Consider the following 25,858-nt stretch of genomic DNA (forward strand, 5'->3'; position numbering starts at 1 on the left):
AAAAGCTTGAAAAAGTCATAGTATTCAGCATGACACACCGGGTTTTGCAAATCTGCCTGTTACCCAGGAGAAGATTACGATTGGCTTTGTCCTATAAAGTTACAAAAACAACACCACTCCACTGCCAGTTGAACTCCAAGGGAGTTCAACTCCCGTAATAGAAATGATTCTTCGACTCCCTCCACAAAAAATCTATCCTTAAAGTAACTCAAAATTTTTACCGGCCGTTTGGCGGATACAGCCAAGCATTTCAAGTTCTAACAATTTAGGCATCAATTGGTGAGTGGGTTTTCCCAACTGTTCTGCCAACTTATCGATATGCAGCGAATCCTCTTCCAGTGTTTTACATATTTCAATAGAAAACTCATCCAATTCCTGTGAAGTCCACTTCATTTCCGGCTCAGGTTGTTCCTGATCGTCCGGCCTAGTATCGATCGTAATATGCACCTTAATCTCTGTTAATATATCCTCTACATTCTGAACCAGCTTGCCCATTCCTCTTTTGATTAGGCTATTACAACCAATAGCATTAGGGTGCCCTACGGGGTGAGGAATCACAAATACTTCTCTGTTTTGGTCAATCGCCGACTTGGCAGTTATCATACTACCCCCTTCTATGCCCGAAGCCACAACCAGCGTTCCGTGTGTCATTCCGCTGACAATACGATTGCGAACCGGAAAATTACCCATCTCCGGGGCCGTTCCCAGGGGAAACTCTGAAATAATAGCTCCGCCGGTTTTTACAATTTCAGAAGCCAATCCCTTGTGATCGCTTGGATAGATCCAATCAATACCCGAGCCCAACACTGCTATCGTCTTTCCTCCTGCAGAAATCGTTGCCCGATGAGCTGCTCCGTCAATGCCGTACGCCAATCCACTGACAATGGTTAAATTATGCTCTACCAGCTTCTTGGTAAACTTTTCAGCCATATTAACGGCATATTCTCCGGCCTTTCGGGTTCCCACCACAGCGAGGCTGTCGGTTTGTAATACTTTTCTGTCTCCTTTAATCCAAAGCAGGAGCGGGGGATCGTAAATCTCCCGGAGAAGTGGCGGGTAATCATCATCCCAATAGGTCATGATTTCCGCGCCAGTATTTTCAGTTTTTTGAAGGATATCATCCACCTCATCCCAGCGGTTAAAGGTAACCACCTCGTCAGCGGTTACGGGACCAATCCCTCGAATGGACTCTAATTCATGGCGTTCCAGCCGAAAAATAAGCTGTGGATGTTCGACAGACTGCAACAACAACCGGATGCGTTGGGCACCCAGATTATCCATTAGATGTAGGGCTACAAACTCTCTAACGGGTGGTTCATACGTCTTCTCTCGTGGATTCAATGTCTTGTAATTTCTCCCAGATGACTTCTTTAAGCTCATCTATATGGTAGTTGGTTGCAGACGAAATTTCAACTACTGGGATGTCTAAGTCAACTTTTTTTTCTTCATCGAGCTCATAATTCTCTTGAAGATCCATTTTCGTAATCGCCAACACCCTTGGCTTATCAAGCAAGTCTGCACGATATTGACGCACTTCATCAAGCAATGCCTCGTATTCGTACTCAATATCCTGCTGCGAACTTACCATAAACAGGAGCACATTATTACGTTCAATATGGCGCAAAAACTGAATTCCCAGCCCACGTCCATCGTGTGCCTCCTCAATAATGCCAGGTATATCTGCCATTACAAAAGTACGGTAATCGGGCATAGTTACAACACCAAGGTTCGGAGAAAGCGTTGTAAAAGGATAGGAATCTATCTTCGGCTTCGCCCCCGACATCGCTGATAGTAACGTACTTTTGCCGGCATTGGGGAATCCTACTAATCCCACATCAGCAATAAGCTTAAGCTCAATCTCTATCGCCCGTTCTTCTCCTTCTTTACCATCCTGTGCGTGGCGCGGGGTCTGGTTGGTAGACGTTCTAAAGTGCCAGTTTCCAAGTCCCCCTTTTCCGCCTTCGGCTACAACAATTTCTTGGTCATGCTCGGTAATCTCTCCGAGGCGCTCTTTGGTATCGGCATCATAGATCACACAACCCAATGGAGCTTCCAATATTTCGTCATCACCGGACTTCCCCTTCTTTTTACTGGGACCGCCGCGAGCTCCATCTTTGGCATTCACATACTTACGATAACGCAGATCTAACAGCGTATTAAGTTGTTCATTTCCCCTCAGGATTACATCACCACCATCGCCGCCGTCACCTCCATCGGGACCACCGCGGGGTACATACTTTTCTCTGCGAAAATGTACTGATCCTGGTCCGCCGTTTCCGCCGGTAACATAAATTTTTGCGTAATCGGCAAACTGAACTCGTCCCATACTAGAGATTCTCTAAAATAAAGTTGTTAAGTAATTTAAATAGATGGTTGCGTGTATTTCCACCATATATGCCGTGACTTCTATTCGGATAATACATCGTTTCAAATTGTACATCCTCAGCCACCAGTTTATCAACCATTTCAACAGCATTCTGGAAATGTACATTATCATCGCCCGTTCCATGTACCAACAGGTAATTACCTTCTATCTGTCCGGCATAGGTTAAGGGCGAACCATTTTTATATCCTTCGGGATTCATTTGAGGAGTCTGCATAAATCGCTCGGTATAAATGGTATCATAATACTTCCAGTTTGTCACCGGTGCTACAGCAATGGCTGTACTAAAGATATCGTTACCTTGGGCGAGAACCAAGCTCGACATATATCCGCCATAACTCCATCCCCAGATACCAATACGACTGGTATCAATAAAATCATACTGCTCAATCAGATACTTGGCCGCATTAATCTGGTCCTGCACTTCGTACTGCCCAAGCTTTTTATACAGCTGTTTCTCAAAATCACGTCCGCGACCTCCCGTACCACGGTTATCAACGCTTACAACGATATATCCTTGCTCTGTCAAGTATCGATGCCAAGTTGGACGTTGGCGCCCCCCATACCGTTTAGAGACCGTCTGGCTGCCCGGTCCGCCATATACATAAAACAGTACCGGATACTTCTGTTCAGGATCAAAGTCATGGGGCTTCATGATATACCCATTTAACGTAGCCTGCTCAAGAGGAATTTCAATATATTCTTTAGATGGCATCGCATATTTAGAAAGCGTATCCTTCAACGCTGTATTGCCCTCCAATACCCGAACCTTTTCGCCATTCCCCTTGTGCAAGGTATACTGTGGAGGTGATTGCGGGGCCGAATAGGTCTCGATATAATATTTATAATCACGACTCATATTGATCCCATTCCAACCCTCGCCATCACTTAGCTTTACTTTGCCACTGCCATCAATATTGATGCTATAAAGATGACGCTGCAGTGGTGAGGCTTCGGTACTCACATAATAGACCTTGCCGGAATCCTCATTATAGCCAAGGTAGTTCGTTACTTCCCAATCTCCTTTGGTGATCTGACGAATAAGCTCACCGGACATATCGTACAGATAAATGTGATTATACCCAGACTCTTCACTGGTATAGATGAACTGATCACCATTTTGCAAGAACTTCAGGTTATCATTAACATCAATCCAGGCATCTCTGGTTTCGGTTTTAATGATTTCCGTTTCACCGGTATTCACATCAGCCAGCATCAGGTCCTGCTTGTTTTGTAACCTGTTCATACGACGAATCGCTAACACATTGGAATTTTTGGTCCAATTAATCCGCGGAATGTACTGATCATTTTCAGACCCGATATCCATCCATGTGGTTTGATCTTGTTGCAGATCATAAACCCCAATTTTAACGATGGAGTTCTTTTCACCTGCTTTGGGATACTTGAACCGCGTCAGTCCGGGATACAACTCCCCCCAGTCAGTCATAAAAAATTCTTTTACCCGGCTTTCGTCAAAACGATAGAACGCAATTTTTTCTCCATCAGGCGACCAATACCATGCCCGTGCAATACCAAACTCTTCTTCGTATACCCAATCGGTAGCACCATTGATAATATGATTGAACTTGCCATCAGTAGTGATCGCTTTCTCTTCGCCGGTTTCAAGGTTTACCAGGTATAAATTATTATCCCGGACAAAAGCCGCCTTTTCGCCCGAAGGCGAAAGCTTGGCATATTGCTGCTTTTTATCTGACTTCGTGAGCTTCTGTATTTTTCCTGTTTTTAAATCATAAATAAAATAGTGTTCACGGGTGCTACGTCGCCAAATACGCTCTACGTCTGTTTTTATAAGGATCTTGCTCTCATCAGCAGAAAACTGGTAGCCCTGAATAAGAACAGGCTTCTCACGACCTTCCACACGCAGACTAGAAGTAGCAACGAGCACTTCGTAATCTCCTGTAAGGATATTGTATTTACGAAGCTCGATATCATTTTCCGTACGCTCAACAGTAGTATAATACTGTCCGTCTTTCATCCAGTTTACCTGCTGAATACCTGATGGCGAGAACGTACCACTGGCTACATCTTTGAACGTGATCTCTTTCTTTTCTTGCGCCTGTACCGGATGTAGAAACCATCCAAATACAACTAATAGAATTAATAGCTTTTTCATCTCTGCAATAATTTTATTGTTTAACTAACTATAGCAAGTACTGTCCATCCGGTACGGGGCACCGGTATAAGACCGGCCACTCTCAATTTTTTTTAAAAAAGCTGAAGTTAACTATTGCTCGTACTTGTGGAGTAGTATCTTTAATAGTTGGGTAAGCTTGCCCTTAATTTTGTTACGTGGGGTAATAAAGTCCAGGAATCCATGATCAAGCAAATATTCTGATCGCTGAAAGCCTTCCGGCAGATCACGACCTATAGTCTGACGAATCACCCGGGGACCAGCAAAGCCGATAAGGGCTTCGGGTTCGGCAATATTGAAATCGCCGAGCATTGCAAAGCTGGCTGTAACTCCACCGGTTGTTGGATTGGTCATCAATGAAATATAAGGAACACCTTCTTCCTCAAGTTGAGCTAATTTAGCCGAGGTCTTCGCCATCTGCATCAGGCTCAATACACTTTCCATCATGCGCGCCCCGCCCGACTGAGAAATAATAATCAGCGGCATCTCATTTTCACGGGCGTGATCAATGGCCATACCAATGCGTTCACCAACCACAGAGCCCATGCTACCGCCAATAAAACTGAAGTCCATACAGGTGATAACCACATCCAGGTCGTTCATTTTGCCAATACCAACGCGAACAGCATCAGACTGTCCCGTCTTTTCCTGGTATTGCTCCAGGCGATCACTGTATTTCTTGCGATCTTCAAAATCCAGGGGATCAGTAGGCTGAATCTCCTGCCCAATCTCTTCAAATTCCCCATCATCAAACAGGAAAGAAAAATATTCTTCACTTCCAATACGAAAGTGGTAACCGCTCAACGGGTCTACCCAAAGGTTATCCTCCAGTTCTCGACGGTGAATAGTTTCCCCGGTTTTGGGTACTTTCACCCAAACGCCTTCCGGCATATCCTTACGCTGATCGGTTTGTATATTTTTGTCTTTTCTCTTAAACCAAGCCATAATAGAGCAATTTCATTTTTGGTAAATGGACCCCAAAAATAACGATTCTAAGGTGAAGCTAAAATCTTTTATTTATCCAATTATTTACCTCCTATAAAATAGATTCTTCGATAAAATTGGTACAAGTAGCCCTATAAAACAAGCTGCTGTCATATTTACTTTGATATTAAACTATTTAATGTTAATTTACTGGTGAAGAATAATTAAACACTAGTTATTATGTCTACCAAACAGATTGAACAAATTGTAGCACCCCGTACACCACATTATGTAGGAGACGGATTTCGAGTACATACTTTTATATCCGGCAGTATTCCCATGCACCGCATGGATCCTTTTATTATGCTGGATTATAATCCAAAATTTCATTTCCCTCCCTCAGATAAACCAAGGGGAGTTGACGTTCATCCCCATAAAGGTTTTGAAACCGTTACTATTGCCTACAACGGCAAAGTAGCCCATCATGATAGCAGTGGTAACAGCGGCGTGATAGGCGAAGGGGATGTACAATGGATGACTGCAGGATCAGGTATCCTACACAAGGAATACCATGAGGAAGAGTTCAGCAAAAAAGGCGGCGATTTCCAGATGGCTCAGCTTTGGGTTAACCTGCCTGCAAAGTACAAATCGACCGATCCCAAATATCAAGGTATCAACAATGAAGATATTGACAAGTACACTTTACCTGATAATGGAGGCGAAATTGAGGTCATTGCCGGTTCTTATAAGGATGTAGAAGGGGCTGCTTCGACGTTCACGCCCATTCATTTGTATAACGCGCATCTAAATAAAAAGGGTAAAACTGCCTTCGACTTCCCGGAAAACTATAATACAGCCCTGCTGGTACTCGAGGGGGAGGTTCAAGTTAATGGGAGAAACGTAGCCACTGACCACTTTGCCCTTTTTGAAAACAGCGGTGAAGAATTTACTGTGGATGCTACTGAAGACGCTGTGGCACTGGTAATGAGCGGCGAACCAATCGGGGAACCCATTGCCGCCCAGGGTCCTTTTGTGATGAATACGCGAGAAGAACTCATCCAAGCGGTAAGGGACTTCAACAGTGGAAAATTCGGAGAAATGGAATGAAAAATAATCCCATTGCCCCGGCCCAGATAAAGCCGGGGCAAAAACTCAAATGGATACAACAGCTGCAAGAACTCAATTATACTTTGAACAGTTATGAGAAATACAGACAGAGGAATTCACCACATCTCAATAATCTCCGGTGACGGTCAGCGTAACGCTAACTTTTATATAAAAGCTTTAGGGCTTCGCATGATGATAAAGACCGTAAATCAAGACGATCCCTCTAACTACCACCTGTTCTATACCAACGGTTCAGGTAAACCAGGCTCCAGTATCACATTTTTTCCCTGGCCGATGGCCAAACTGGGCAAACATGGCAGCGGCGAAGCTACCACTGTTTCTTTCGTCGTTCCCTCTGAATCAATGGGCTATTGGGCTGAACGGTTTGGAGCAAAAGGCATCAACTTTGATGGTCCCTTTGAACGGTTTGGCAAACAGCTAATGGGTTTTCAAGATCCGGATCGATTGCAGCTGGAATTAGTTTTTGATCCCGAGATTAATAACCTAAAAAAGTGGACGGGCAGTACTGTGCCCGAAGAACACGGAATCAGAGGATTTTGGGGCACCACGATGCGTCTGACAGAAACCGAAGAGACAGCCAACATCCTGGAATCAGTCTTTGGATTTGAAGAAAAAGCTACCGAAGAAAATGCAACACTCTACCAAACCGGAAGCGAAATAGGCAATTCTGTCATTCTTGAACAGGTAGAACCCAAAGACGGGAGAAGTGGACGAGGCACCGTTCACCATGTAGCATTTCGTGCCACCGACCGGAAAAAGTTACAACAAATGCGGCAGCAAGTGCTCGACCTAGGGCTCTCTCCAACAGAAATTGTTAATCGGCATTTTTTCCGTTCTGTATATTTTAAATCCCCAGGCGGAGTACTGTTTGAGATTGCTACCGACGGCCCAGGTTACAAAGCGGTACAGGATGAAGAAGATTTGGGGCAGGCTTTGTATTTACCCGACTGGCTGGAATCGCGTCGTGATATGATTGAAAAGCGACTACCTCCAATAACTGTTTAACTCCGTACTATGCTCAGAAATAAACCCAGTACTGACAACTCTTTTACAGGTCCTCACCAGGGGCAGCCGATCGCAGAGGCCGGTGCTCCTGCAGGACGTGCTAAAGCAGGAATGATTATGCTGCACGGTCGGGGTGCTACGGCTAAAAGCATTCTGTCGCTAAGTGATGAATTTGCCCAGCCGGATGTACGGTACCTGGCTCCACAGGCCGATACGCATACTTGGTATCCGCATCCTTTTACTGATCCGTTGACAAAGAATCAGCCACAGCTGTCCAGTGCATTACAGGCAGTTAGTAAACTCATAAAACAGATGAATAACGAAGGAATTCCCAACGAAAAGATCGTTTTATTGGGATTTTCGCAAGGGGCATGCCTGGCATTGGAATACACAGCACGATATCCCCAAAGGATGGGCGGAATTATTGGCCTAAGTGGCGGACTCATTGGTGAAAAGATTGATCCAACTCATTATACCGGTGATCTACAAGACACCCCTGTTTTCATCGGTGTGGGCACTAATGACCACCATTTGCCCATGGCCCGGATCCATCAGTCGGCAAAAATCCTGCGTCAGCAAGGTGCAAATGTAACTAAAAAATTATATCCTGATACCGGTCACAAAGTGGTTGAAGATGAAATTAAAATCGTGCGTGGCCTTCTATCCAAAATCATACATAATTAACCAGATTTTATATGGCTACTTCTAATACCAATGCAACAGTACAAATATTGGCATTTGCAGGCAGCCTCAGGCAGGGCTCCTACAACAAATCTTTAATTCAATCGGCAAAAGATTTAGCTCCGACCTCTATGGAAATCCAAATTTTTAGCCTTAGTGGAATTCCATTATACAACGCTGATGTTGAGGCTGAAGGAAATCCCGAAGAGGTTGAAAAGTTCCAAACCGCCATTCAAAAAGCAGATGGGGTACTTATTGCAACACCCGAATATAATCACGGTGTACCGGCTGTAACAAAAAATGCCATTGATTGGGCTTCCCGCCCTTCCAGAGATGCCCCCTTGGCTAAAAAACCGGTTGGTATCCTCGGTGCTTCCCCCGGCACAACAGGAACAGCTCGGGGACAAAGTCAGCTAAGCCAGTCTCTTAAAGCAATTAATGCTTATACCATGCCCCAACCGGAGATACTGGTCTACCGAGCACACCAAAAGTTTGATGATTACGGGAACTTAACCGACGAAACAACCCGGAAGTACTTGAAAAAATATCTCAACGCCCTACAAGAATGGATAAGAACCTTTAACTGAAAACACTCCTTTAAATTGAAACTATATTCAGTTTGATGAATCCTAGGCCATTAAAAATTGGGCAACACGACCGAGCCAAGGGGCATCCCTTCGCACCCGTACAACTCATTGAATACGGGGATTACGAATGTCCCTACAGCCGAAAGGGGTACCGTTTTGCCCAGCTATTACTTCGCAAAAAAGAAGGACAGCTCTACTTTGCCTTCCGCAACTTTCCACTGCGAGAGAAACACCCTCATGCACAGCTATGTGCCGAGGCTGCCCTTGCAGCTGCCAACCAAGATCAGTTCTGGCCGATGCATGATTTAATGTTCGAAAATAATCGGAACCTTAACAGAGAAGCCATACTTAAATTCGCCAACCAGATAGGCATCAACACCGAGCAACTCAAACAGAAACTGGTAAAACGGACATTTCGAGAAGCCGTATTTTCTGAAATCAAGGAGGGACTGAATCATGGCGTCGATGATACCCCCACATTTTTCATCAACGGCAACCGGTATGAAGGGCCACTCTCTTATAAAGGCTTGAAGAGTGAAATTGAGCTTTTGCTGTGAATTCCATAGTTATCTCACATAACACAACCAACTACATAAACTATTTATATGAGTAACCAGGAAAAGTCTTTTTTTACTTCCTTTTTCAACAGAATGACACCCCGAGATCCCAACGAGTCACACCGACAGGCCTCCTTCCTGGAGCTGTTCTTTGATCTTTGTTTCGTTGTAGCTATTGCACAAGCCGCAGTCCAGCTGCATCACGCTCTGGCCGAAGCCCATATTATATCGGGAATTATCAGCTTCTCTATGGTTTTCTTTGCCATCTGGTGGGCCTGGATGAACTTTACCTGGTTTGCCTCGGCCTACGATAATGATGATATCCCCTTTCGCTTAGCTACCTTCGTTCAAATTATTGGTGCCTTAGTACTAGCGGCGGGGGTCCAACGCGGATTTGCGGACCAAAACTTCAATATTATATTTATTGGCTACCTCATCATGAGGATGGGACTGGCTAGCCTGTGGGTTCGCGCCGCCCTCCATGACCCGGAGCGAAAAACAACAAACTACCGCTATGCCTTTGGGATTAGTGCAGCAATGATCGGCTGGGGGACAATGTTTGCACTCAACTATTGGCCGGTATGGGGATTCGCCGCTATGGCACTGATAGAACTAGTGATCCCCGTGTGGGCTGAATCTGCAAATAAAACTACCTGGCACCCCGATCATATTGCAGAACGATACGGCTTATTAATCATTATTGTTCTGGGCGAGTCTGTACTAGCCGCAACCAATGCGGTTCAAATTGCTATCGATGAACAAGGAGCCGGCTTTGAAGCATTGGTACTGATAATAGCAGGAGGATTATTAACGATCTTCTCAATGTGGTGGCTCTATTTTTCAAGGTCAGCAGACCGCTTTCTTAGTACCAAACCTCTTGTTTCTTTTGGATGGGGATACGGGCACTATTTCATCTTTGCAGCAGCTGCCATAGTGGGGGCCGGCATTGGGGTTAATATAGACCATGTTACCGCCCATACTGCACTCAGTGATCCCGCGGCCGCAGCTACCATAACTGTACCCGCTGCCCTATTTTTATTAACCTTGTGGATATTCCATCTCCGTCCTCATCAAATAGGATGGTACCACGGCGCCCTTTTCACAGGCAATGCAATCATCATTTTGCTGGTAAGCTTCAGCCCCTGGCCTATTCTCTTAACAGGACTAATAACTGTTATTACTGTAATTATGAATGGGGTGATCTGTAGGCGTGAAGAACAGCAGCTAGCAATACAGACAGACGTATAAATTCGGGGAGGTTCAATTTTATCTTGATCTTACCTTTTATAGGGCTTTGCAAAACCCGGCATATCATCCTGAACTGAGTTTAGGATCTCAATTTTAGTGTTAATAGCTGAATATGAGATTCTGAAACAAGTTCAGAATGACATTATAGGAGTTCGTTTTGCAAAGCTTTTTTTTATCCCACTTGATTGGATGTATAGTACTTGGGATCAAAGGATGCCGGATTCACCTCTTCGAAGAAATCCTCAAATTTAGACTGGTAGAGCAAAATTAACGATTCTGCGGTGAGTTCCTCCGGCCCGTAGTTAGAAGCCTTCTCTTTTACCTGCTTATCAATACGTTCCAAACCGGTTCCAATAATTATATCATCTTTGCGAACCATATTTTCAACCGCTTCAATGGGAATAACCTCGACTTCATCATTCGTAGTCAGCAGCTCATCTTTATAATCAAACTGTTGATGATACAGATGCACGCGCCGGGCATCAATAACGCTGTGTATTTTCTTTGCATTGGGATTTTGTTGGACGGCCCGCATTGCAAATGAAGCCAATGTATTAACGCCATACAAAGGCACTTCGGTTTGAAATAGCAGGCCTTTTACAGCACTAGCCCCTATTCGAAGTCCTGTATACGAGCCCGGTCCCTGGCTTATCAATACTGCTTCAAGATCAGTGATGGTAAAGTCATGCTCTTGCTTCAGCTTATCAATAAACTGGAAAAGTGTTTCAGAGTGCGTTCCACGCTCTTCTATTCGTTGTTCGTAGATAGATCTGTCGTCATCGCAAAAAGCAACAGAACATACATTCGTTGCTGTTTCAATAGCCAATAACATGGGTTACCACCTGAGCTGATTAAAAATTAAAAGGTATAAAAGTTATCGTTTAATAAGCCATTTACTATTACTAAGCTGTACCCATCTCTCGTATAAGTTATACAATTGAGGAAACAGCTGCGGTGAAAAATTCTTTCGACCTATCTTAATCTGGTAGTTATAATTTAGCGTGCCGGGCTCCAGGTTATAACGTTCTCTAAATTGCCCCCCATCCATTTTCAAGGATTGATCCTGACTTCGATCATCCACAGAAAACCCGGATGGCAGTGCAATGGAGTAGGAAACATCCAGCTGTTCGGGTGCATCTAATGTTACCGGCAGATCACGACTGGCATCGCCAAAGGGATTATTCATTCGATATCCCACTACCATAGGGCGATACTCTAAGCCATTTGAAAAGCTTGTTGCATAATCTTCGATCTCAAAATGGGCCGTTATTTTTACTGGACTCTTATATCGATTCAAATTTTGTATCTCTACACTATCCAACCTAATATCTGCATAACCGTCAAAAAGTGCGCGGCTTACAATATCGGAATCGGTCATGCCGTCGGTCCGCTGCTGACGTATCTGTTGCGCTGGATATCCCTGCTGATGCGATACAATGGTCCCCTTCAGGGTACCCTCGGCAGTAAGTTTCGCTTCAACATCTACCTGGAGATCAAAGTGACTGTGGGCGGGCTCAATCTTAAACCACTCAAAAGAACGGGGCTTTAACTCCAACCCTTCATCGTTAAACATATCCACAGGAATAAGCCCGGGTTGACTGTGAGCAAAGCTGGCATCCATCACATACGTCTTGCCTTCAATATGAGAACGTACCATCAACCCATTAAACTGGTAAAAAGAGGGGAAACCCTTATTGATAGTCCCCGACTTTCTTGTTGATACCAGCACCGGATTGGCGTCGATACCGGCCCCACGCAACATTGCTGCCAGTGCTTGATTAATCGCAGCCTGGTTGGCAACCTCTCCCTCGATTACTGCCCGTCCCCTTTTGCTGCTGTAGGGAGCATGCGCGCCTGAAAAGCTCATTCGCTTATTGAGATATCGAAATATATGATTCTGTATCTCTTTCAAATCAGCATTTGGGTGAGCACTGGCAATAGAATCCCCTTTTGCATGTGCAAAGCTATTTTTCCGAATCTCGGCCAATGGATTGGTATTCTTGCGCAGCTTCGCCACCACCACATCCCAGCCGATATCAAGCGTCTGTCGTGGTATTCCAAACTCACTCATCATAAACTTGAGCTTTGCCCGGTGATCATCCAACGAAGTTATATAGGGCTCTTTTTCAGTAGCCGGAATATCATAGGCCATCCAACGTTCTGTGACGATAGGTTTGGGTTGCGGTATGGTGAATATTTTGGGTACCGAACTGGTATCGGTATACACAAAATTATTACGGAGGGAACCACTATAGTTCTCAGTCAGCTGTTGATATCGCAGATAATTAGGATAGGTTATGGTCAGCTTAGCGGCCTCAGTGGGTACGCGGTGAGAAAGGAAAAAATCGGGCAGCTCTTCAATGTATCGCCTTTTGATCTTGTAGCGGTATTCCAATATAGCGCCATTGGAAACCGCCGGCATTGTAAATTCTTTGATATTATATCGCGAGTTGATATTTACAGTTCGAATATCGGACTGGCGGAGTGCAATCTGGTTTCCTGAAGGCAAGTGGGTCCAACCACTGATATCCGAAATCTGTTCCATATTATCATCATAATAATATGGGATAGAAACGATCGAAGCCTCCCGCGCCGTTTTATCAAATACCTTGAGTCGAACATGATGATCGAGAATAGCAACAATAGACCCATCCTCTTCATTAAAAGAAACATCCATCTCCTTATTTGTAATCACATAGGGAGCATCGGAGGGGCTTAGCTGATATAATGAATCGGGAATAACCCCAAAATCTGCATCCTGAAATGATTGTCCATACAAACCGGATGTTAGCATGAAAAGACTAACACCAATAATAAGTGTGTAACGATACAATACTTTTAACATGAACCGGGATTATAATTCAGTAATCTCTAAATGGGGATTCCATCATTCAATCTAATAATATCGATCTTCAAGAAGTGAGCAGCTAACTACTCTTTTTTAGGAAGCTTTGCAAAACTAGTCACACCTTGTCATGCTGGACTTGTTTCAGCATCTCATATACAGTTATTAGCATTAAAACCGAGATCCTGATCCCGACAGCCGTCGGGATGACATGCCGGGTTTTGCAAAACTTCCTTTTCAATACTTAGAACATAGAACGCAAACAAGAGCGTCAGATTATGCAGCTATTTTTGTGAGTTAATGACAGCCCAAGCCGCTCGCCGCATTTATATCTCATTAACGACGAACCGTTCTTTATTATAAATTGCTTCCGCTCGTCCCTTCATCTGATCCCCCAGGTATGGGGAGTTTGCAGATTTGGAGTGCACCTTCTCTTTATCAAAAGTCCATTGCTCATCAACGTTAAAGAGCGTCAGGTTTGCTTTCGCTCCTTCTTCTATTTTAGGGATTTCGAGATTTAGAATCTCCCGGGGCTTCTCAACTACCTTGGTAAGCAGTTCGCCCAGTTCAAGGACGCCGGAATCCAACAGTTGGCGTACACTCACGCTCCAGGCCGTTTCTAAGCCAATTATTCCATTGGGAGCATAAATAAACTCTACCTCTTTCTCTTGGATGGCATGGGGAGCATGGTCGGTACAAATTGCATCAATAGTACCGTCTGCCAATCCTTCAATCATAGCATCCACATCTTCCTGGCTGCGCAACGGGGGATGCATCTTCACATTGGTATCAAAATCGCGACGCTCAATCTCTTCATCCGTAAGGTCAAAATGGTGCGGACACACTTCTGTAGTTACATTGATACCGTCAGCCTTTGCCTGCCGCACTAAATCAACTGCTTTGGCCGTGCTGATATGTGCCACATGAATATGACCGCCGGTAAATTCTGCCAATAAAATATCACGGGCGATCATCACCTCTTCGGCAATACCGGGAGTGCCATCGATACCGAGCCGGGCCGATGCTTTTCCTTCGTGCATATGGCCGGGACGAGAAAGCTTTAGATTCTCTTCGTGGTTAATAATTGGCATCTCCAGCATAGATGAGTATTCCAGCGCTACACGCATGAGCTGCGCATTATAAACGGGATCTCCGTCATCGCTAAAAGCAACGGCACCGCCCCCTTTCATATCGCCCATTTCGGCAATAGATTTCCCTTTCCGCTCTTTGGAAACACACCCAATAGGATGAACTTCAACCGGCAGGTCCTCTGCCTTTTTCTTAATAAACTCCACCACATCCCGTGTATCAATAGCCGGATTGGTGTTGGGCATACAAGCTACTTCAGTAAATCCACCAAAAGCCGCGGCAGCACAACCGGTTTCAATCGTTTCTTTATGCTCATAACCGGGCTCCCGAAGATGAACGTGCATATCCATCCAGCCGCCGGAGAGATATGCTCCTTCAGCATCATGTTCTTGTTCATTTTCTTGTGGATTCAAATCATTGCCGATTTCAGCAATCTCTCCACCTGTTATACGGATATCAACAATATCCGAACCGTCAAATTCGCCGCCAACCGGCTTTACATTTTTTAGCAGTAAATTGGGTGTGTAACTCATAAAAACTTTCCGTTATTTTTGATGAAGCTAAATATACAAAAACCAAAGCGCTGATGAAGCTGATTTTCCGATTCTCTAAAATGCTTTAATTATCTTTTCAGATAATGATTAAACAAATTACCAAATAGTTACTAGCTACCACTGACAACTGTTAACTTATAACTGTCCACTGCCTTTACATGCCACAATCTGATCTTTTCGAATCTGCCACGCTTTCTGTCACCGAACTAACCCAGGATATTAAAGCGGTACTCGAAGGAAACTTTATGGACGTTAAGGTCGAGGGGGAAGTCAGCAATGCCTCTACCAGCCGAAGCGGACACACTTATTTTACCCTAAAAGATGAAGATGCCCAACTCTCTTGCGTGATCTGGCGCGGAGTTTCTCGTTCAATTGATGCCGAAGTGGTAGATGGACAACATGTTATTGCCGGGGGCGACATCCAGGTATATCCTCCCCACGGTAAATACCAGCTGATCGTTCGCTCTCTGGAACAAGCCGGTAAGGGCGCCCTTCAGGAGGCCTTTGAAAAGCTAAAGAAAAAGCTCAAAGACGAAGGCCTTTTCGATAACGCCCACAAGAAGCCACTGCCCAAATTTCCCTTTAAAATTGGAGTAATTACCTCGGCCACCGGCGCTGCTTTTCATGATATTCGAGACACATTGGACCGGCGCTGGCCTATAGCAGAGGTCTTGTTGCACCATGCAAGTGTGCAGGGGGTAAACGCGGCCCCCGAACTTGTGAAAGCCATTAATCACTTTTCTCATGCTCAAAATGTGGATCTTCTTATTATTGGCAGAGGCGGCGGCTCACTGGAAGACCTCTGGCCATTTAATGAGGAAGCGGTAGCCCGTGCCCTTTTTGATTGTAAGGTACCCACTATTAGTGCAGTGGGGCACGAGGTTGATTTCAGTATCTCCGACTTTGTTGCCGACGCCCGCGCCGCCACACCAACCCAGGCTGCCATTGTTGCTACCCCTGACATCAATGAGGTACGCATGTATGCCGATGATCTCTCCACCCGGCTGCATGATATTATGGATACCCGTGTCACTGACCAAAAAGAACGGGTACAACAACTGATGCAGTCGCATGCTCTGCGCGTAGTCAAACAGAAGGTTTCTAATAAACACGAGCGGGTTAACAGCCTGAGAGAACGAATCCAACATCGCAAAAAGCTTCTTTTTATGCAGAAACACGAAAAGCTATCGGAGCTGCGCCATCGCCTGGAACTCAAAAACCCAAATACGGCCCTTGAAGAAGGATACTCACGCATCTGGCAAGATGGCAACTGGATTCAAACACTGGAAAACTTTGACTCCGGGCAACCCGCTACGATCGAATGGAAGGATGGGAAAACTGAAATAGAATAAAAATAGTATTTGACGAAAGTATATTTTTATACATACTATTGATGAAGCTAAGCGATAATCTAATCCTGATGATATGCTTGAGCAATACCGTATTCACATTGAACACAAAGGCAGACAGCACCAACTGTTAAATGCACTGCTGGCACTGGCAACAGGAGTTCTTACCCTTGGCTACCCCAACTTTTTATACCTGATCGCCGGAGCCTATCTCGTGGGACTGGGCTTACTCTTTGTGATGTTCAAGGTATCACCTACAGTTGCAGCTATTCCTATTGTAAGCGGGGTTATCATTTTCTTTTTCCCGGAACTTATTCCCGCCACCTTAGCTACCTTTTTAGCCTTCTTTGGCTTTATACTTTTATTTGGATTTCAGTTTGCCCTGATGGGCGTACTTACTCTCATTATTGCGGCACTTATCATTGCCAATCCCGATTCGGTGGCTTATCTCGTAGCTATCTTTTTGCTATTCTATTCTATCTCAAACCTCATCCGGTACTACCAAAATTGGAAAAGCGATGATACGATTATTTTTTAACAGGATGCAAGGGAATGAAGAATTAAAAATTTAAAATTAAGAATTGAAAAATCCTGCTTTTTTACTTTGTAACTTAGTCACTCAATCACCTAATCACTCCTGACCTTCAACACCTCAACATTCAACATCTTAACACTTCAAACCACTAAGGCACTAAGGACACACAACTACATAGTCACTGATCACTGTTTACTGTAAACTGACCACTGCAAACTGTTCACTGTAAACTGCAAACTGCTCATTCATTCATCTCCATTCCCAACCTGGGCAGGATTTAAACTTTTATTCATTCTCAAAACTCATAATATCATCAAGTATATCAGCACCGTATTTTATATTTAGCTTATCAAAAAAATCTGGGTCAACATCCTGTATGTAAGCTAAATAGCCTTTAAGGCTTAAAATATCGCTATCTTCCAAATCCCCTTTAGAGTATTTGTAAACTTTCCTCTTAACCTTTTCCTTTTTGTCATAGCCAATTGAAACATTGCCCTTATTTGAAATTACTAGACCCGTTATAACTTTTTTAGTGCCACGAGACATAAAAGCAGTCTTTTCTTCATTAAATTCAAGACTCAAATCTTGGTCATTCAAATGATCTCGAACTGAAGAATAAAACTTTGCACATATTCCCTTTTCATTTGTTGAAAAAACAATATCATCAGCATACCTAGTTACAGTGCTAGATTTGTCTAGCTCTTTAGATATTTTCTCCATTGCTTCATCAAAATCATACATTACAATATTACTTATAATTGGAGAAGTTGGCGCCCCTACAGCCAACCCATATTGATATCCTTTAATATGGTTTTTTCGAAAACAAATTCTTTTAAGATCTGAATAATCTGTATCATCAAACTCATATTTAGAAGAGTCTTTGACAATAGAAATGATATCATCAGGCTTTATAGATGGGAAAAAATTTTTGAAATCTAATCGAAGGCTATACTCATAATCTTTATGCAATCTAGCATTTTCAAAAGTAGGAGATTCAACTCCTCTTTTATAAGCCATTGCGATGGGATGAACATCATTTTTTTTAAAAATTATCTCCATCAAAGCATATTGTAACGTTTTAGTTTCTTTAGCAGGGTGATTTATTTCTCGATAACCTCCATTCGCTTTCTCTATACGATAAGTTTTATAAGATGCAGGTGCTTTTTTTATAATATTTGAAATATTATCAATAGATAGACTTGTATACTTTGATAGTAAGCCCTTTAAAATACTCATTTTAACCGGCTTTTAAGTAACTCGAATCTTTCTCTCGAGTTTTTAAAATAGTTATTCAAAATTGCTGACCTTATAACATTTATATCTATACCAATAAAAGAATAATAGAACCTAGACTCGTTTAAGGTTCTAATTAAATAACCTTCTTCTTTCTTTACCAAATCTAAAGCCAACAGTAATGGAATCGATGTGTATATATCATCATATGATTCCTCCTCTCCATAAATAAATTTTAACATTTCTAATACTTCCCTTTGCTTCACAGGAGAAAGTATTGCAATTAAATCTAAAACAAATAGTAACCTATCCTTTGCCTGAAGCGCTTCAAAAGCACTATATTTTTTTAGATCTACTCTTTTATTTCTTTCTCTTTTCAAACTCTGAATGCGTTCTTCTACCACACCAAAGCACTTAGAAAAATTTTTGTACTTTGTATAAATAACAGGTTTAAAATTAGATTTTTTATCCAACTTTTTTAAAGGTCCAAGATTAATAAACGAATCTGAGTTTTTATGTTCTATATCATTAATTACTAAAACATTTTTCGCAATTCCATCTTCAAGCATAAAAGCACCTAATTCTGAAAAAGTACTTTCACTACCTAACACTATAATTATACAATCAGAATAATCCGCTAACTGTTTTTCTATTGTCAACCAATCTCTACCCTCTTCTTCTCCTATCACTTTGAATATTTTTTCAGCCTTAAAAAACCTAAACTCCTTTAAATGTTCTGAAGCATACTTCATTAAACGTTCACGATTGGTATTACCATTATCAGGTCTTTTACCACAAGTAAAAATAAAAACGGAGTTTTTTGTTAGATGACTAGTATAATTTTTAAGACTACTTTTAAATGCATGTAAAGCCTCTCTTCCCCCTCTTGTAATTCTTAAATCTTGAAAAACCATATCTATAAAAGTAATCCATGCTACTTTCTACCATGAATACCGCGAGGGGAATCCCTCTCGGTATTTCGAATGAGATAGCGAGAGGGATTCCCCTCGCTTGGAAACTCAGAAAATGCATCCGAGGTCAGCTTACACCAACCTATCCGATAATTAACATTATCGAGTGAAAACTAGAAAGTAGCATGGAGTTTTTATTAACAAAACTCAATTAACGAATTTTCAAACACTCATTCAAAACCTTCTCATTCATCTCCATTCCCAACCTGCGCAGGATAACATCCAAGCACTTTCAGTGAACTGGCTTCCTGTTCCAGCTCTTCCATTGCCACTCTTGTATCAGAATTAGCGATATTACCCTCGATATCGAGATAAAACTGGTATTTCCAGGGCTCATTGGGTTTGGGCCGAGATTCCAACTTGGTCATTCGAATATCGTGATCATCAATTACATTAAGGCATTTGATGAGCGCTCCTTTATCGTGAGAAGTAACCATCAGCAGCGACGTTTTGCAGGGTATCTGTTGGTCTACCTCCACGGGATTGCGTCCCACAACCACAAAGCGCGTAAAATTTTCAGGTTGATTAGCGATATCCCGCTTCAAAATCTCAAGTCCATAAATTTCTGCGGCATAACTTCCGGCTATGGCCGCTTGTGAAAGATCACCGTCTTCCAACACTTTTTTGGCCGACATCGCCGTATCAATATACGACTCAATCTTACAATCGTGCAGTTTTGCCAGGTAATTACTGCACTGAGAAATGGCTTGTGGGTGCGACATGATGCGACGAATACGTTCAATCGCTACATCTTCCAAGGCAAGCAAACAGTGGACTATTCGCAAGGCTTCTTCCCCAACAATATGCAGATCGTCCTCTCCCAAGATGTTATAGGTATCATTAATGGAGCCGGCCGTGGTATTTTCTATGGGCAGAATGGCATAGTCAACCTCTTCATTTTTAACCGCCTCTGCCGCCTGCTGAAAGGTATTGTAGCCATAGGAGTGCACCTCGGTATATCGCTCTTCAAAATGACGATAGGCCGCTTGGTGACTGAAGGCGCCATCGGTCCCCTGGTATGCCACCTGCACAATCTCATCATCCTTTTTGGCATTTTGATGATCGACCAGCGTATGGGTTTGAAACCGGACGGAGTGATGGATGATATCTTTAAAAAGCTCCTCGGCAAAATAGCGATCAAGACCGGCTTCACGAGCCAGTTTAGTAATTTTACTCAGCAGCTGTTCTTCGCGTTTCGTATCGCGGATATTACGTTCTTCATCTAACTTAAAAGATGACACTTCACGTACCAGCTCCTGGCGCTTTGCCAGTGCATCTATAATCTTTTTGTCTGTTTCGTCGAGCAGTTTTCGTATCGATTCCAGTTTGTCAGCCATCGGCTATGCCATAATAATTGTTGAATAAAGTGAACCGTTAAGAATATTAGATTGCAGTCTCTTATGAAAGAGAAAATATAAATATTGCTATTTTATAATTAACCGGGGATCATCTCTCGGCTTTTGATATTTCTGATTAAGAGGTAGCCTTGCGATACCGGAAAATCGCGGCAGGTAATATGACTGCTGCCATAAGGGTTAACATGCCAACGAGGTGTTGAATATCTGCCCAGCCGGCTCCCTTAAGCAGAACCATCCGCATAATCTTAATGAAATGGGCAACGGGATTAATCACCGCCAATTCCTGCGCCCATCCCGGCATACTTTCAATAGGCGTAAAGAGCCCGCCCATCAGGATGAAAACAACCATAATAAACCAGGCAATAAACATCGCCTGTTGTTGGGTATGAGTGATTGTTGAAATAAAGAGTCCTATCCCCTCTACCACCAAGAGGTATATGCCCCCGATAGCAAAAAGCAGCCATACACTGCCTACAAAAGGGATCCCAAATCCAAAGTGCGCAATGGCAAGCCCCAGGCCAAGCTCAAACAATCCGATCACCCAAAACGGCAGTAACTTACCGGTAATAAACTGGTAGCGCTTGATAGGTGTCACATTCAACTGTTCAATGGTACCGATCTCCCGTTCCCGCACAATATTCATCCCGGACAAAAACATCCCGATCATCGACACCAATACCACCAATATCCCCGGTACCATATATTGAATATAATCCAGGTTCGGGTTATACCAGCTAGCCGGAATAATCTCTATGCCAGCCCTTTGGGCAAACTCATTCGTTGATACCTCGGTCGTAATTTCACTGCTGAAATCTTGGATAATCGATTGACCGTAGGCCTGTATTAAACCGGCGGTCGCTCCATCCACCGCATCAATATTCATCTGAACCGTGCTGGGCTGTGCGGAAGAAAGGTTGCGATCAAAGTCCTCAGGAATTACCAGTACCATCCTGATCTCGTTCTTACGCATCTCTTCAATGCCTTGATCTATATCAAAAGATCGACTTTGCAGGTTAAAATAACCGGAAACTTCAAGCTTATTTACCAACCGTTGTGATGTAGCCGACTGATCGAAATCAACCAGGTGAAAATTCACTTCTCGCAGTTCATATGTAGCCGCAAAGGATAGTAGCACCAGCTGCACAATGGGCATTAAAAAGATGATGGGCAACATCGCCTTATTACGAAAAACCTGGAGAAACTCTTTTTGCAGTAGAAATCTTATGGTTTGCATTTGTTTAATCGTTTAAACGTTGATTGTTCATCAAGAAACCGATATTGAAATCACGTAGTCAGTAGTCAGTAGTCAGTAGTCAGTAGTCAGAGGCTGTAAAGTTATCATGGCATCGTCAAAGAGTATTTCAAACTTCCAATTTCCAACTTCTTACTTCACGCTTTATACTTAAAACTTTCAACTTAATACTTATAACTGATACACTGCTCACTGTTGCATTATTCCAGTCTCTCCTTAAAACTTTTGATACTTAACACTATAAAAAGAAGGGTCATCCCTCCCAGAATTGCTGTTTCTTTCCAGATCATAAGCAACCCTACATCTTTCAGCATGATGCTTCGCACAATCACCAGGAACCAGCGTGCAGGAATAATATTACTTATCACCTGCAGGAATACCGGCATGCTCGAAATGGGAAATATAAATCCGGAAAGTAATACGGTCGGCAATAGTAACCCTGCCAGAGAAACCATCATAGCCGTTTGTTGATCGTCTGCTCGTGCTGAAATAAACACTCCCAGAGCAAGAGCAGTAAAGATAAACAGCAATGATTCAGCCAGAAATAAGCTATATGATCCTCGAAATGGTACTTCAAAAACCCAATGTGCCAGGGCCAAAATAGTTAGTACATTTACGAACGCCAGCACCAAATATGGCAACACCTTTCCAATGATAATCTGTAGTGGACGTAAGGGAGATACGAGTAAAATTTCCATATTCCCCATCTCCTTTTCACGGGTGATAGAAATGGAGGTCATTAAGGTAGAAATAAGCATTAGAATAACGGCAATAAGGCCGGGCACAAACAAGTTCACACTTTCTAACTGGGGATTAAACAGCATATTGGTATTGGTGATAATACCACTTTTCTGGGGCTGCCCCTCGTCGGCCAACTCCTGCTGGAAATCCACAATAATAGCGCTGGAATACTGTTGGATAAGTTGCGCTAAATTAGGATTTGAAGCATCCGTAATCACATTAACCGAAGGCCGTTCACCGCGCTGTAGCTTCCGGGCAAAATCAGCTTCAAAGACCAATACTTCATCAATTTCACCCTGCTGAAAAAGCCCTTCAACTTTATCATAATCTTGAATCTCTCCTTTTACCGTAAAGTAGTTAGAGGCATCAATTTTATTTATCAACTCATGGGTAACCTGATCCTGTGAGGCATCCAGCACCATTACATTTGCATTTTCTACCTCGTTACGGATAGCAAAACCAAAAAGTAACATCTGAATTACCGGCATCCCAAAGAGAACAAGCAGCGTACGCTTATCACGATAGATCTGCTTAAACTCCTTGACCACAAATCCTGTGAATGCATCTATTTTATTCTTTATTCGACTATTCACCTCGTTCAGCACCTCGGGCCAACCTTATGAAAACTTCTTCAATATCATCAGCCTCAAACTCCTCTTTAAGTCCGGCCGGTGTATCCAATGCATCAATATTTCCATCTACCATAATTGAAACGCGATCACAATATTCTGCCTCATCCATATAATGAGTGGTCACAAAAACGGTGGTACCTTCCTCAGCTACTTTGTAGATCTGCTCCCAAAACTGCCGTCGTGTTATAGGATCGACACCTCCGGTGGGCTCATCAAGAAATACGATATCCGGCTCATGGAGCAGAGCCACCGAAAAAGCCAGCTTCTGCTTCCACCCCAAGGGTAATGAACCAATCATTTTATTTTGAAGCTCATTCATTCCAAGCATATTCACAAGTTCATCTGATTTCTGCTTAATCTGTTGGTCTCCCAAATCATAGATACCGCCATACAACCGGATATTTTCGCGTACTGTTAGATCCTCGTACAGCGAAAACTTCTGACTCATATAACCGATACGTTTCTTAATCTGCTCAGGCTGCTTATACACATCATAACCCGCAACCGTTGCCTCACCCTCAGTGGGGACCAGCAACCCGGTAAGCATACGCATGGCTGTCGTCTTACCGGCTCCATTAGCGCCCAGGAATCCAAAAATCTCTCCCGCTCCCACTTCAAATGAAATATGGTCTACCGCGGTAAAGTCACCGAATTTTCGTGTTAACTCTTCTGCCTTTATCATTGGATCATTCATAATTCTCCTCCTGTTCCATCAGGCGCATAAAGGTATCCTCAATATCGGGGGCAATGGCCACAACCGTTGGATTGATCACACCCTTTGATTTCAAATATTCCATTATTTGCTCGGCCTGTACCTCTTCACGCTTATCGGTGTAATGCACATATTCACCAAAAGGCTGCACTGATTCTGCATACTTATAGGAACGAAGTAGTTGAATCAGCTGATATTTATTCTCTGTCTTTATGGCCCAAAGCTTGTTATTAAATGTTTTTGTGATACGCTCCGGAGTATCTATAGAAAGAATTTGCCCATCTTGCATGAGGGCAACACGGTCGCATTGCTCGGCCTCATCCATATAAGGAGTTGATACCAAAATGGTAATATTTTCTTCTTTTAGGCGATGCAGCATCTGCCAAAACTCTTTGCGTGATACCGCATCTACCCCTGTGGTAGGCTCATCCAGAAACAATACTTCCGGCTTATGGATGAGAGCACAGCTTAAGGCCAGCTTCTGTTTCATTCCCCCGGACAAGGCCCCGGCCAGTCGATCCTTGAAGGGTTCCAGCTGACTATAAATAGGCTTAATCAAATCGTAGTTAGCATCAACAGTAGTGCCAAAAACCGATGCGAAGAACTTCACATTCTCTTCCACCGAAAGATCCTGGTAGAGCGAAAAACGACCGGGCATATATCCTACAACTTTACGAATCTCGCGATAGCCGTCCACCACATCCAGGCCCAAAACCGAGGCTTCCCCTCCATCGGGTTTAAGCAGGGTTGTTAGTATTCGAAAAATAGTTGTTTTTCCTGCACCATCGGGCCCTATCAAGCCAAAGAGTTCTCCTTCATGCACTTCAAAGGATATTCCCTTAACGGCTTCTTTAGCCCCATAACTTTTGTGCGTATTATGTACACTTATTGGTTTCATTGTTTTGTTATTCGTTATCTGTTATTAGGTATTTGAGTCCCACAAATAACCAATAACCATTAACTACTTTTCTGCTTGTAAATTTACTTCTCCGGGCATGCCAATCTTTATCATCCCATTGGGATTGGGCACCTTCACCTTAACCGCATACACCTGGGTTACGCGCTCTTCTTTCGTCTGTATCATTTTCGGCGTAAACTCGGCATCCGATGCGATCCAGCTTATATGTCCGGACATTGACCGATTTTCATCCGCATTCTTATCCACCAACACTTCTACCTGCTGTCCCAACTTTACTGAAGGCAATTGTGCTCCACTGATATAAACTCTTAAATCCAGGGTATCCAGATTAGCAATCTGGTAAAGGGGCTGCCCTTTTTGTACCATCTCATGCGGCTCAACAAAAGATGTCAACACTCGTCCATTGACGGGATTAATAATTTTCGCATCCGATAGCTTATCCTCCACTTGGGCAATTCGGCTTTGTGTGGCCTCAATATCTGCCCGTATCGACTGCTTCTGCGTCTGCAAAGCACGGATTCGTTTCCTGGCAGTTTGCACGCGTGCCTGGACATCATCCAGTTGCTGCTCGGTTGCGGCCCCATCTTTTTTCAATGCTCGGGTTCGTTTTAAGTTAGACTCTGCCAAATCCAACTCCTCTTTTTGTACCTCTACCTCGGCATTAATATTTGCAATACGAGCTTTTATAGATTTTAGCTGCGACTTTAGCTCATCACGCTGTAGCACCAACTGACTAGTATCTACTATTCCAACCTTCTGATTCTGCCGAAGCAGGGCTCCCTCATCAGCATTAAATTGTAATAACTTCCCCGATGCCTCCGCCGATATCGCTATCTCGGTAGCCTCAAACTGTCCATATGCGTCGGATTTTCCGTTGTTGGAACAGCCGAAGAATGAAAATTGAACCAGTATAATTAATACATACACTGATGGCCTGATTAACCGTTTAACGTTATCTGGTACTGATATTTTTTTGTGTGTCCAAAATTCCATGATTGAAATA

The 25,858-nt window shown here is 43.3% G+C and carries 23 protein-coding genes; 8 read left to right on the forward strand and 15 right to left on the reverse strand.

Annotated features, from left to right (window positions below; translation table 11 throughout):
* Positions 1-198 precede the first annotated feature (198 nt).
* The 4 genes from dprA to accD form a co-directional block, all read right to left on the reverse strand.
* Positions 199-1,341, reverse strand: coding sequence for a DNA-processing protein DprA (dprA, locus tag G3569_RS12975; protein WP_240894712.1), 1,143 nt, complete (start codon positions 1,339-1,341; stop codon positions 199-201).
* Positions 1,316-2,326 carry a GTPase ObgE gene (obgE, locus tag G3569_RS12980; RefSeq protein ID WP_165269827.1) on the reverse strand — a complete coding sequence of 337 codons (1,011 nt, stop codon included), beginning with the start codon at positions 2,324-2,326 and terminating at the stop codon, positions 1,316-1,318. Before obgE ends, dprA begins: the two co-directional genes overlap by 26 nt.
* Before the next feature lies 1 nt (position 2,327).
* Positions 2,328-4,517, reverse strand: a complete 2,190-nt coding sequence (locus tag G3569_RS12985; RefSeq protein ID WP_165269829.1) for a S9 family peptidase — start codon at positions 4,515-4,517, stop codon at positions 2,328-2,330.
* A gap of 111 nt (positions 4,518-4,628) precedes the next feature.
* Positions 4,629-5,480: an acetyl-CoA carboxylase, carboxyltransferase subunit beta gene (accD, locus tag G3569_RS12990; RefSeq protein WP_165269831.1), complete on the reverse strand. Its 852-nt coding sequence runs from the start codon at positions 5,478-5,480 to the stop codon at positions 4,629-4,631.
* A gap of 219 nt (positions 5,481-5,699) precedes the next feature.
* Here accD and G3569_RS12995 point away from each other — a divergent pair, with 219 nt between their 5' ends.
* The 6 genes from G3569_RS12995 to G3569_RS13020 all read left to right on the forward strand — a co-directional run bounded on the left by G3569_RS12995 (position 5,700) and on the right by G3569_RS13020 (position 10,665).
* Complete coding sequence (locus tag G3569_RS12995) at positions 5,700-6,566, forward strand: pirin family protein (RefSeq protein WP_165269833.1); 867 nt, start codon at positions 5,700-5,702, stop codon at positions 6,564-6,566.
* A gap of 93 nt (positions 6,567-6,659) precedes the next feature.
* Positions 6,660-7,592: a VOC family protein gene (locus G3569_RS13000; RefSeq protein WP_165269835.1), complete on the forward strand. Its 933-nt coding sequence runs from the start codon at positions 6,660-6,662 to the stop codon at positions 7,590-7,592.
* A gap of 9 nt (positions 7,593-7,601) precedes the next feature.
* Complete coding sequence (locus G3569_RS13005) at positions 7,602-8,276, forward strand: alpha/beta hydrolase (protein WP_165269837.1); 675 nt, start codon at positions 7,602-7,604, stop codon at positions 8,274-8,276.
* Positions 8,277-8,287: 11 nt separating this feature from the next.
* Positions 8,288-8,860, forward strand: a complete 573-nt coding sequence (locus G3569_RS13010; protein ID WP_165269839.1) for an NADPH-dependent FMN reductase — start codon at positions 8,288-8,290, stop codon at positions 8,858-8,860.
* 35 nt (positions 8,861-8,895) lie between these two features.
* A complete protein-coding gene (locus G3569_RS13015; RefSeq protein ID WP_165269841.1) occupies positions 8,896-9,417 on the forward strand; it encodes a DsbA family protein in 522 nt (173 codons plus the stop codon).
* Between the two features lie 48 nt (positions 9,418-9,465).
* On the forward strand, positions 9,466-10,665 hold the full coding sequence (locus G3569_RS13020) for a low temperature requirement protein A (RefSeq protein WP_205720202.1): 1,200 nt from the start codon (positions 9,466-9,468) through the stop codon (positions 10,663-10,665).
* Positions 10,666-10,837: 172 nt separating this feature from the next.
* Here G3569_RS13020 and tsaB read toward each other — a convergent pair whose 3' ends face one another.
* The 3 genes from tsaB to G3569_RS13035 form a co-directional block, all read right to left on the reverse strand.
* Positions 10,838-11,497, reverse strand: coding sequence for a tRNA (adenosine(37)-N6)-threonylcarbamoyltransferase complex dimerization subunit type 1 TsaB (gene tsaB / locus G3569_RS13025; RefSeq protein ID WP_205720203.1), 660 nt, complete (start codon positions 11,495-11,497; stop codon positions 10,838-10,840).
* A gap of 42 nt (positions 11,498-11,539) precedes the next feature.
* Positions 11,540-13,510, reverse strand: coding sequence for a DUF3857 domain-containing protein (locus G3569_RS13030; RefSeq protein ID WP_165269845.1), 1,971 nt, complete (start codon positions 13,508-13,510; stop codon positions 11,540-11,542).
* Positions 13,511-13,836: 326 nt separating this feature from the next.
* Complete coding sequence (locus G3569_RS13035; RefSeq protein WP_165269847.1) at positions 13,837-15,132, reverse strand: dihydroorotase; 1,296 nt, start codon at positions 15,130-15,132, stop codon at positions 13,837-13,839.
* 179 nt (positions 15,133-15,311) lie between these two features.
* On the opposite strand from G3569_RS13035, the gene xseA reads away from it, so the two are divergent.
* Positions 15,312-16,505 carry an exodeoxyribonuclease VII large subunit gene (gene xseA / locus G3569_RS13040; protein WP_165269849.1) on the forward strand — a complete coding sequence of 398 codons (1,194 nt, stop codon included), beginning with the start codon at positions 15,312-15,314 and terminating at the stop codon, positions 16,503-16,505.
* A 73-nt stretch (positions 16,506-16,578) separates the two neighbouring features.
* Positions 16,579-17,040, forward strand: coding sequence for a hypothetical protein (locus tag G3569_RS13045; RefSeq protein WP_165269851.1), 462 nt, complete (start codon positions 16,579-16,581; stop codon positions 17,038-17,040).
* 282 nt (positions 17,041-17,322) lie between these two features.
* Here the strand turns inward: G3569_RS13045 and G3569_RS13050 are convergent, their stop codons facing one another.
* From G3569_RS13050 to G3569_RS13085, 8 genes are all read right to left on the reverse strand, one after another.
* Positions 17,323-18,273 (reverse strand): retron St85 family RNA-directed DNA polymerase, encoded by a 951-nt coding sequence (locus G3569_RS13050; RefSeq protein ID WP_165269853.1) that lies wholly within the window; start codon positions 18,271-18,273, stop codon positions 17,323-17,325.
* A complete protein-coding gene (locus tag G3569_RS13055; RefSeq protein WP_165269855.1) occupies positions 18,270-19,184 on the reverse strand; it encodes a retron St85 family effector protein in 915 nt (304 codons plus the stop codon). Before G3569_RS13055 ends, G3569_RS13050 begins: the two co-directional genes overlap by 4 nt.
* A gap of 242 nt (positions 19,185-19,426) precedes the next feature.
* Positions 19,427-20,578 carry a prephenate dehydratase gene (gene pheA, locus G3569_RS13060; protein ID WP_165269857.1) on the reverse strand — a complete coding sequence of 384 codons (1,152 nt, stop codon included), beginning with the start codon at positions 20,576-20,578 and terminating at the stop codon, positions 19,427-19,429.
* Positions 20,579-20,714: 136 nt separating this feature from the next.
* On the reverse strand, positions 20,715-21,833 hold the full coding sequence (locus tag G3569_RS13065; RefSeq protein ID WP_165269859.1) for an ABC transporter permease: 1,119 nt from the start codon (positions 21,831-21,833) through the stop codon (positions 20,715-20,717).
* A 218-nt stretch (positions 21,834-22,051) separates the two neighbouring features.
* The gene (locus tag G3569_RS13070; protein ID WP_350356564.1) at positions 22,052-23,185 is read right to left on the reverse strand and encodes an ABC transporter permease; all 1,134 of its coding nucleotides are present in this window, start codon (positions 23,183-23,185) and stop codon (positions 22,052-22,054) included.
* Positions 23,178-23,918 (reverse strand): ABC transporter ATP-binding protein, encoded by a 741-nt coding sequence (locus G3569_RS13075; RefSeq protein ID WP_165269861.1) that lies wholly within the window; start codon positions 23,916-23,918, stop codon positions 23,178-23,180. The genes G3569_RS13070 and G3569_RS13075 overlap by 8 nt, the downstream gene beginning before the upstream one ends.
* Complete coding sequence (locus tag G3569_RS13080; protein WP_165269863.1) at positions 23,911-24,834, reverse strand: ABC transporter ATP-binding protein; 924 nt, start codon at positions 24,832-24,834, stop codon at positions 23,911-23,913. Before G3569_RS13080 ends, G3569_RS13075 begins: the two co-directional genes overlap by 8 nt.
* A gap of 63 nt (positions 24,835-24,897) precedes the next feature.
* On the reverse strand, positions 24,898-25,848 hold the full coding sequence (locus G3569_RS13085) for an HlyD family secretion protein (RefSeq protein WP_165269865.1): 951 nt from the start codon (positions 25,846-25,848) through the stop codon (positions 24,898-24,900).
* Positions 25,849-25,858 lie beyond the last annotated feature (10 nt).

The sequence above is a fragment of the Fodinibius halophilus genome (genome assembly GCF_011059105.1).
Lineage (GTDB): Bacteria > Bacteroidota > Rhodothermia > Balneolales > Balneolaceae > Fodinibius > Fodinibius halophilus.

Bases quoted from the DNA above. Each gene is read 5' to 3' on its own strand.
- G3569_RS13080 (WP_165269863.1), bottom strand. From the start codon at position 24,834: ATGAAACCAATAAGTGTACATAATACGCACAAAAGTTATGGGGCTAAA.
- G3569_RS12995 (WP_165269833.1), top strand. From the start codon at position 5,700: ATGTCTACCAAACAGATTGAACAAATTGTAGCACCCCGTACACCACAT.
- tsaB (WP_205720203.1), bottom strand. From the start codon at position 11,497: ATGTTATTGGCTATTGAAACAGCAACGAATGTATGTTCTGTTGCTTTT.
- G3569_RS13045 (WP_165269851.1), top strand. From the start codon at position 16,579: ATGCTTGAGCAATACCGTATTCACATTGAACACAAAGGCAGACAGCAC.
- xseA (WP_165269849.1), top strand. From the start codon at position 15,312: ATGCCACAATCTGATCTTTTCGAATCTGCCACGCTTTCTGTCACCGAA.
- G3569_RS13065 (WP_165269859.1), bottom strand. From the start codon at position 21,833: ATGCAAACCATAAGATTTCTACTGCAAAAAGAGTTTCTCCAGGTTTTT.
- obgE (WP_165269827.1), bottom strand. From the start codon at position 2,326: ATGGGACGAGTTCAGTTTGCCGATTACGCAAAAATTTATGTTACCGGC.
- G3569_RS13020 (WP_205720202.1), top strand. From the start codon at position 9,466: ATGAGTAACCAGGAAAAGTCTTTTTTTACTTCCTTTTTCAACAGAATG.
- G3569_RS13010 (WP_165269839.1), top strand. From the start codon at position 8,288: ATGGCTACTTCTAATACCAATGCAACAGTACAAATATTGGCATTTGCA.
- accD (WP_165269831.1), bottom strand. From the start codon at position 5,480: ATGGCTTGGTTTAAGAGAAAAGACAAAAATATACAAACCGATCAGCGT.
- G3569_RS13050 (WP_165269853.1), bottom strand. From the start codon at position 18,273: ATGAGTATTTTAAAGGGCTTACTATCAAAGTATACAAGTCTATCTATT.
- G3569_RS13035 (WP_165269847.1), bottom strand. From the start codon at position 15,132: ATGAGTTACACACCCAATTTACTGCTAAAAAATGTAAAGCCGGTTGGC.
- G3569_RS13000 (WP_165269835.1), top strand. From the start codon at position 6,660: ATGAGAAATACAGACAGAGGAATTCACCACATCTCAATAATCTCCGGT.
- G3569_RS13085 (WP_165269865.1), bottom strand. From the start codon at position 25,848: ATGGAATTTTGGACACACAAAAAAATATCAGTACCAGATAACGTTAAA.
- G3569_RS13030 (WP_165269845.1), bottom strand. From the start codon at position 13,510: ATGTTAAAAGTATTGTATCGTTACACACTTATTATTGGTGTTAGTCTT.
- G3569_RS13075 (WP_165269861.1), bottom strand. From the start codon at position 23,918: ATGAATGATCCAATGATAAAGGCAGAAGAGTTAACACGAAAATTCGGT.
- pheA (WP_165269857.1), bottom strand. From the start codon at position 20,578: ATGGCTGACAAACTGGAATCGATACGAAAACTGCTCGACGAAACAGAC.
- G3569_RS13055 (WP_165269855.1), bottom strand. From the start codon at position 19,184: ATGGTTTTTCAAGATTTAAGAATTACAAGAGGGGGAAGAGAGGCTTTA.
- G3569_RS13015 (WP_165269841.1), top strand. From the start codon at position 8,896: ATGAATCCTAGGCCATTAAAAATTGGGCAACACGACCGAGCCAAGGGG.
- G3569_RS12985 (WP_165269829.1), bottom strand. From the start codon at position 4,517: ATGAAAAAGCTATTAATTCTATTAGTTGTATTTGGATGGTTTCTACAT.
- G3569_RS13005 (WP_165269837.1), top strand. From the start codon at position 7,602: ATGCTCAGAAATAAACCCAGTACTGACAACTCTTTTACAGGTCCTCAC.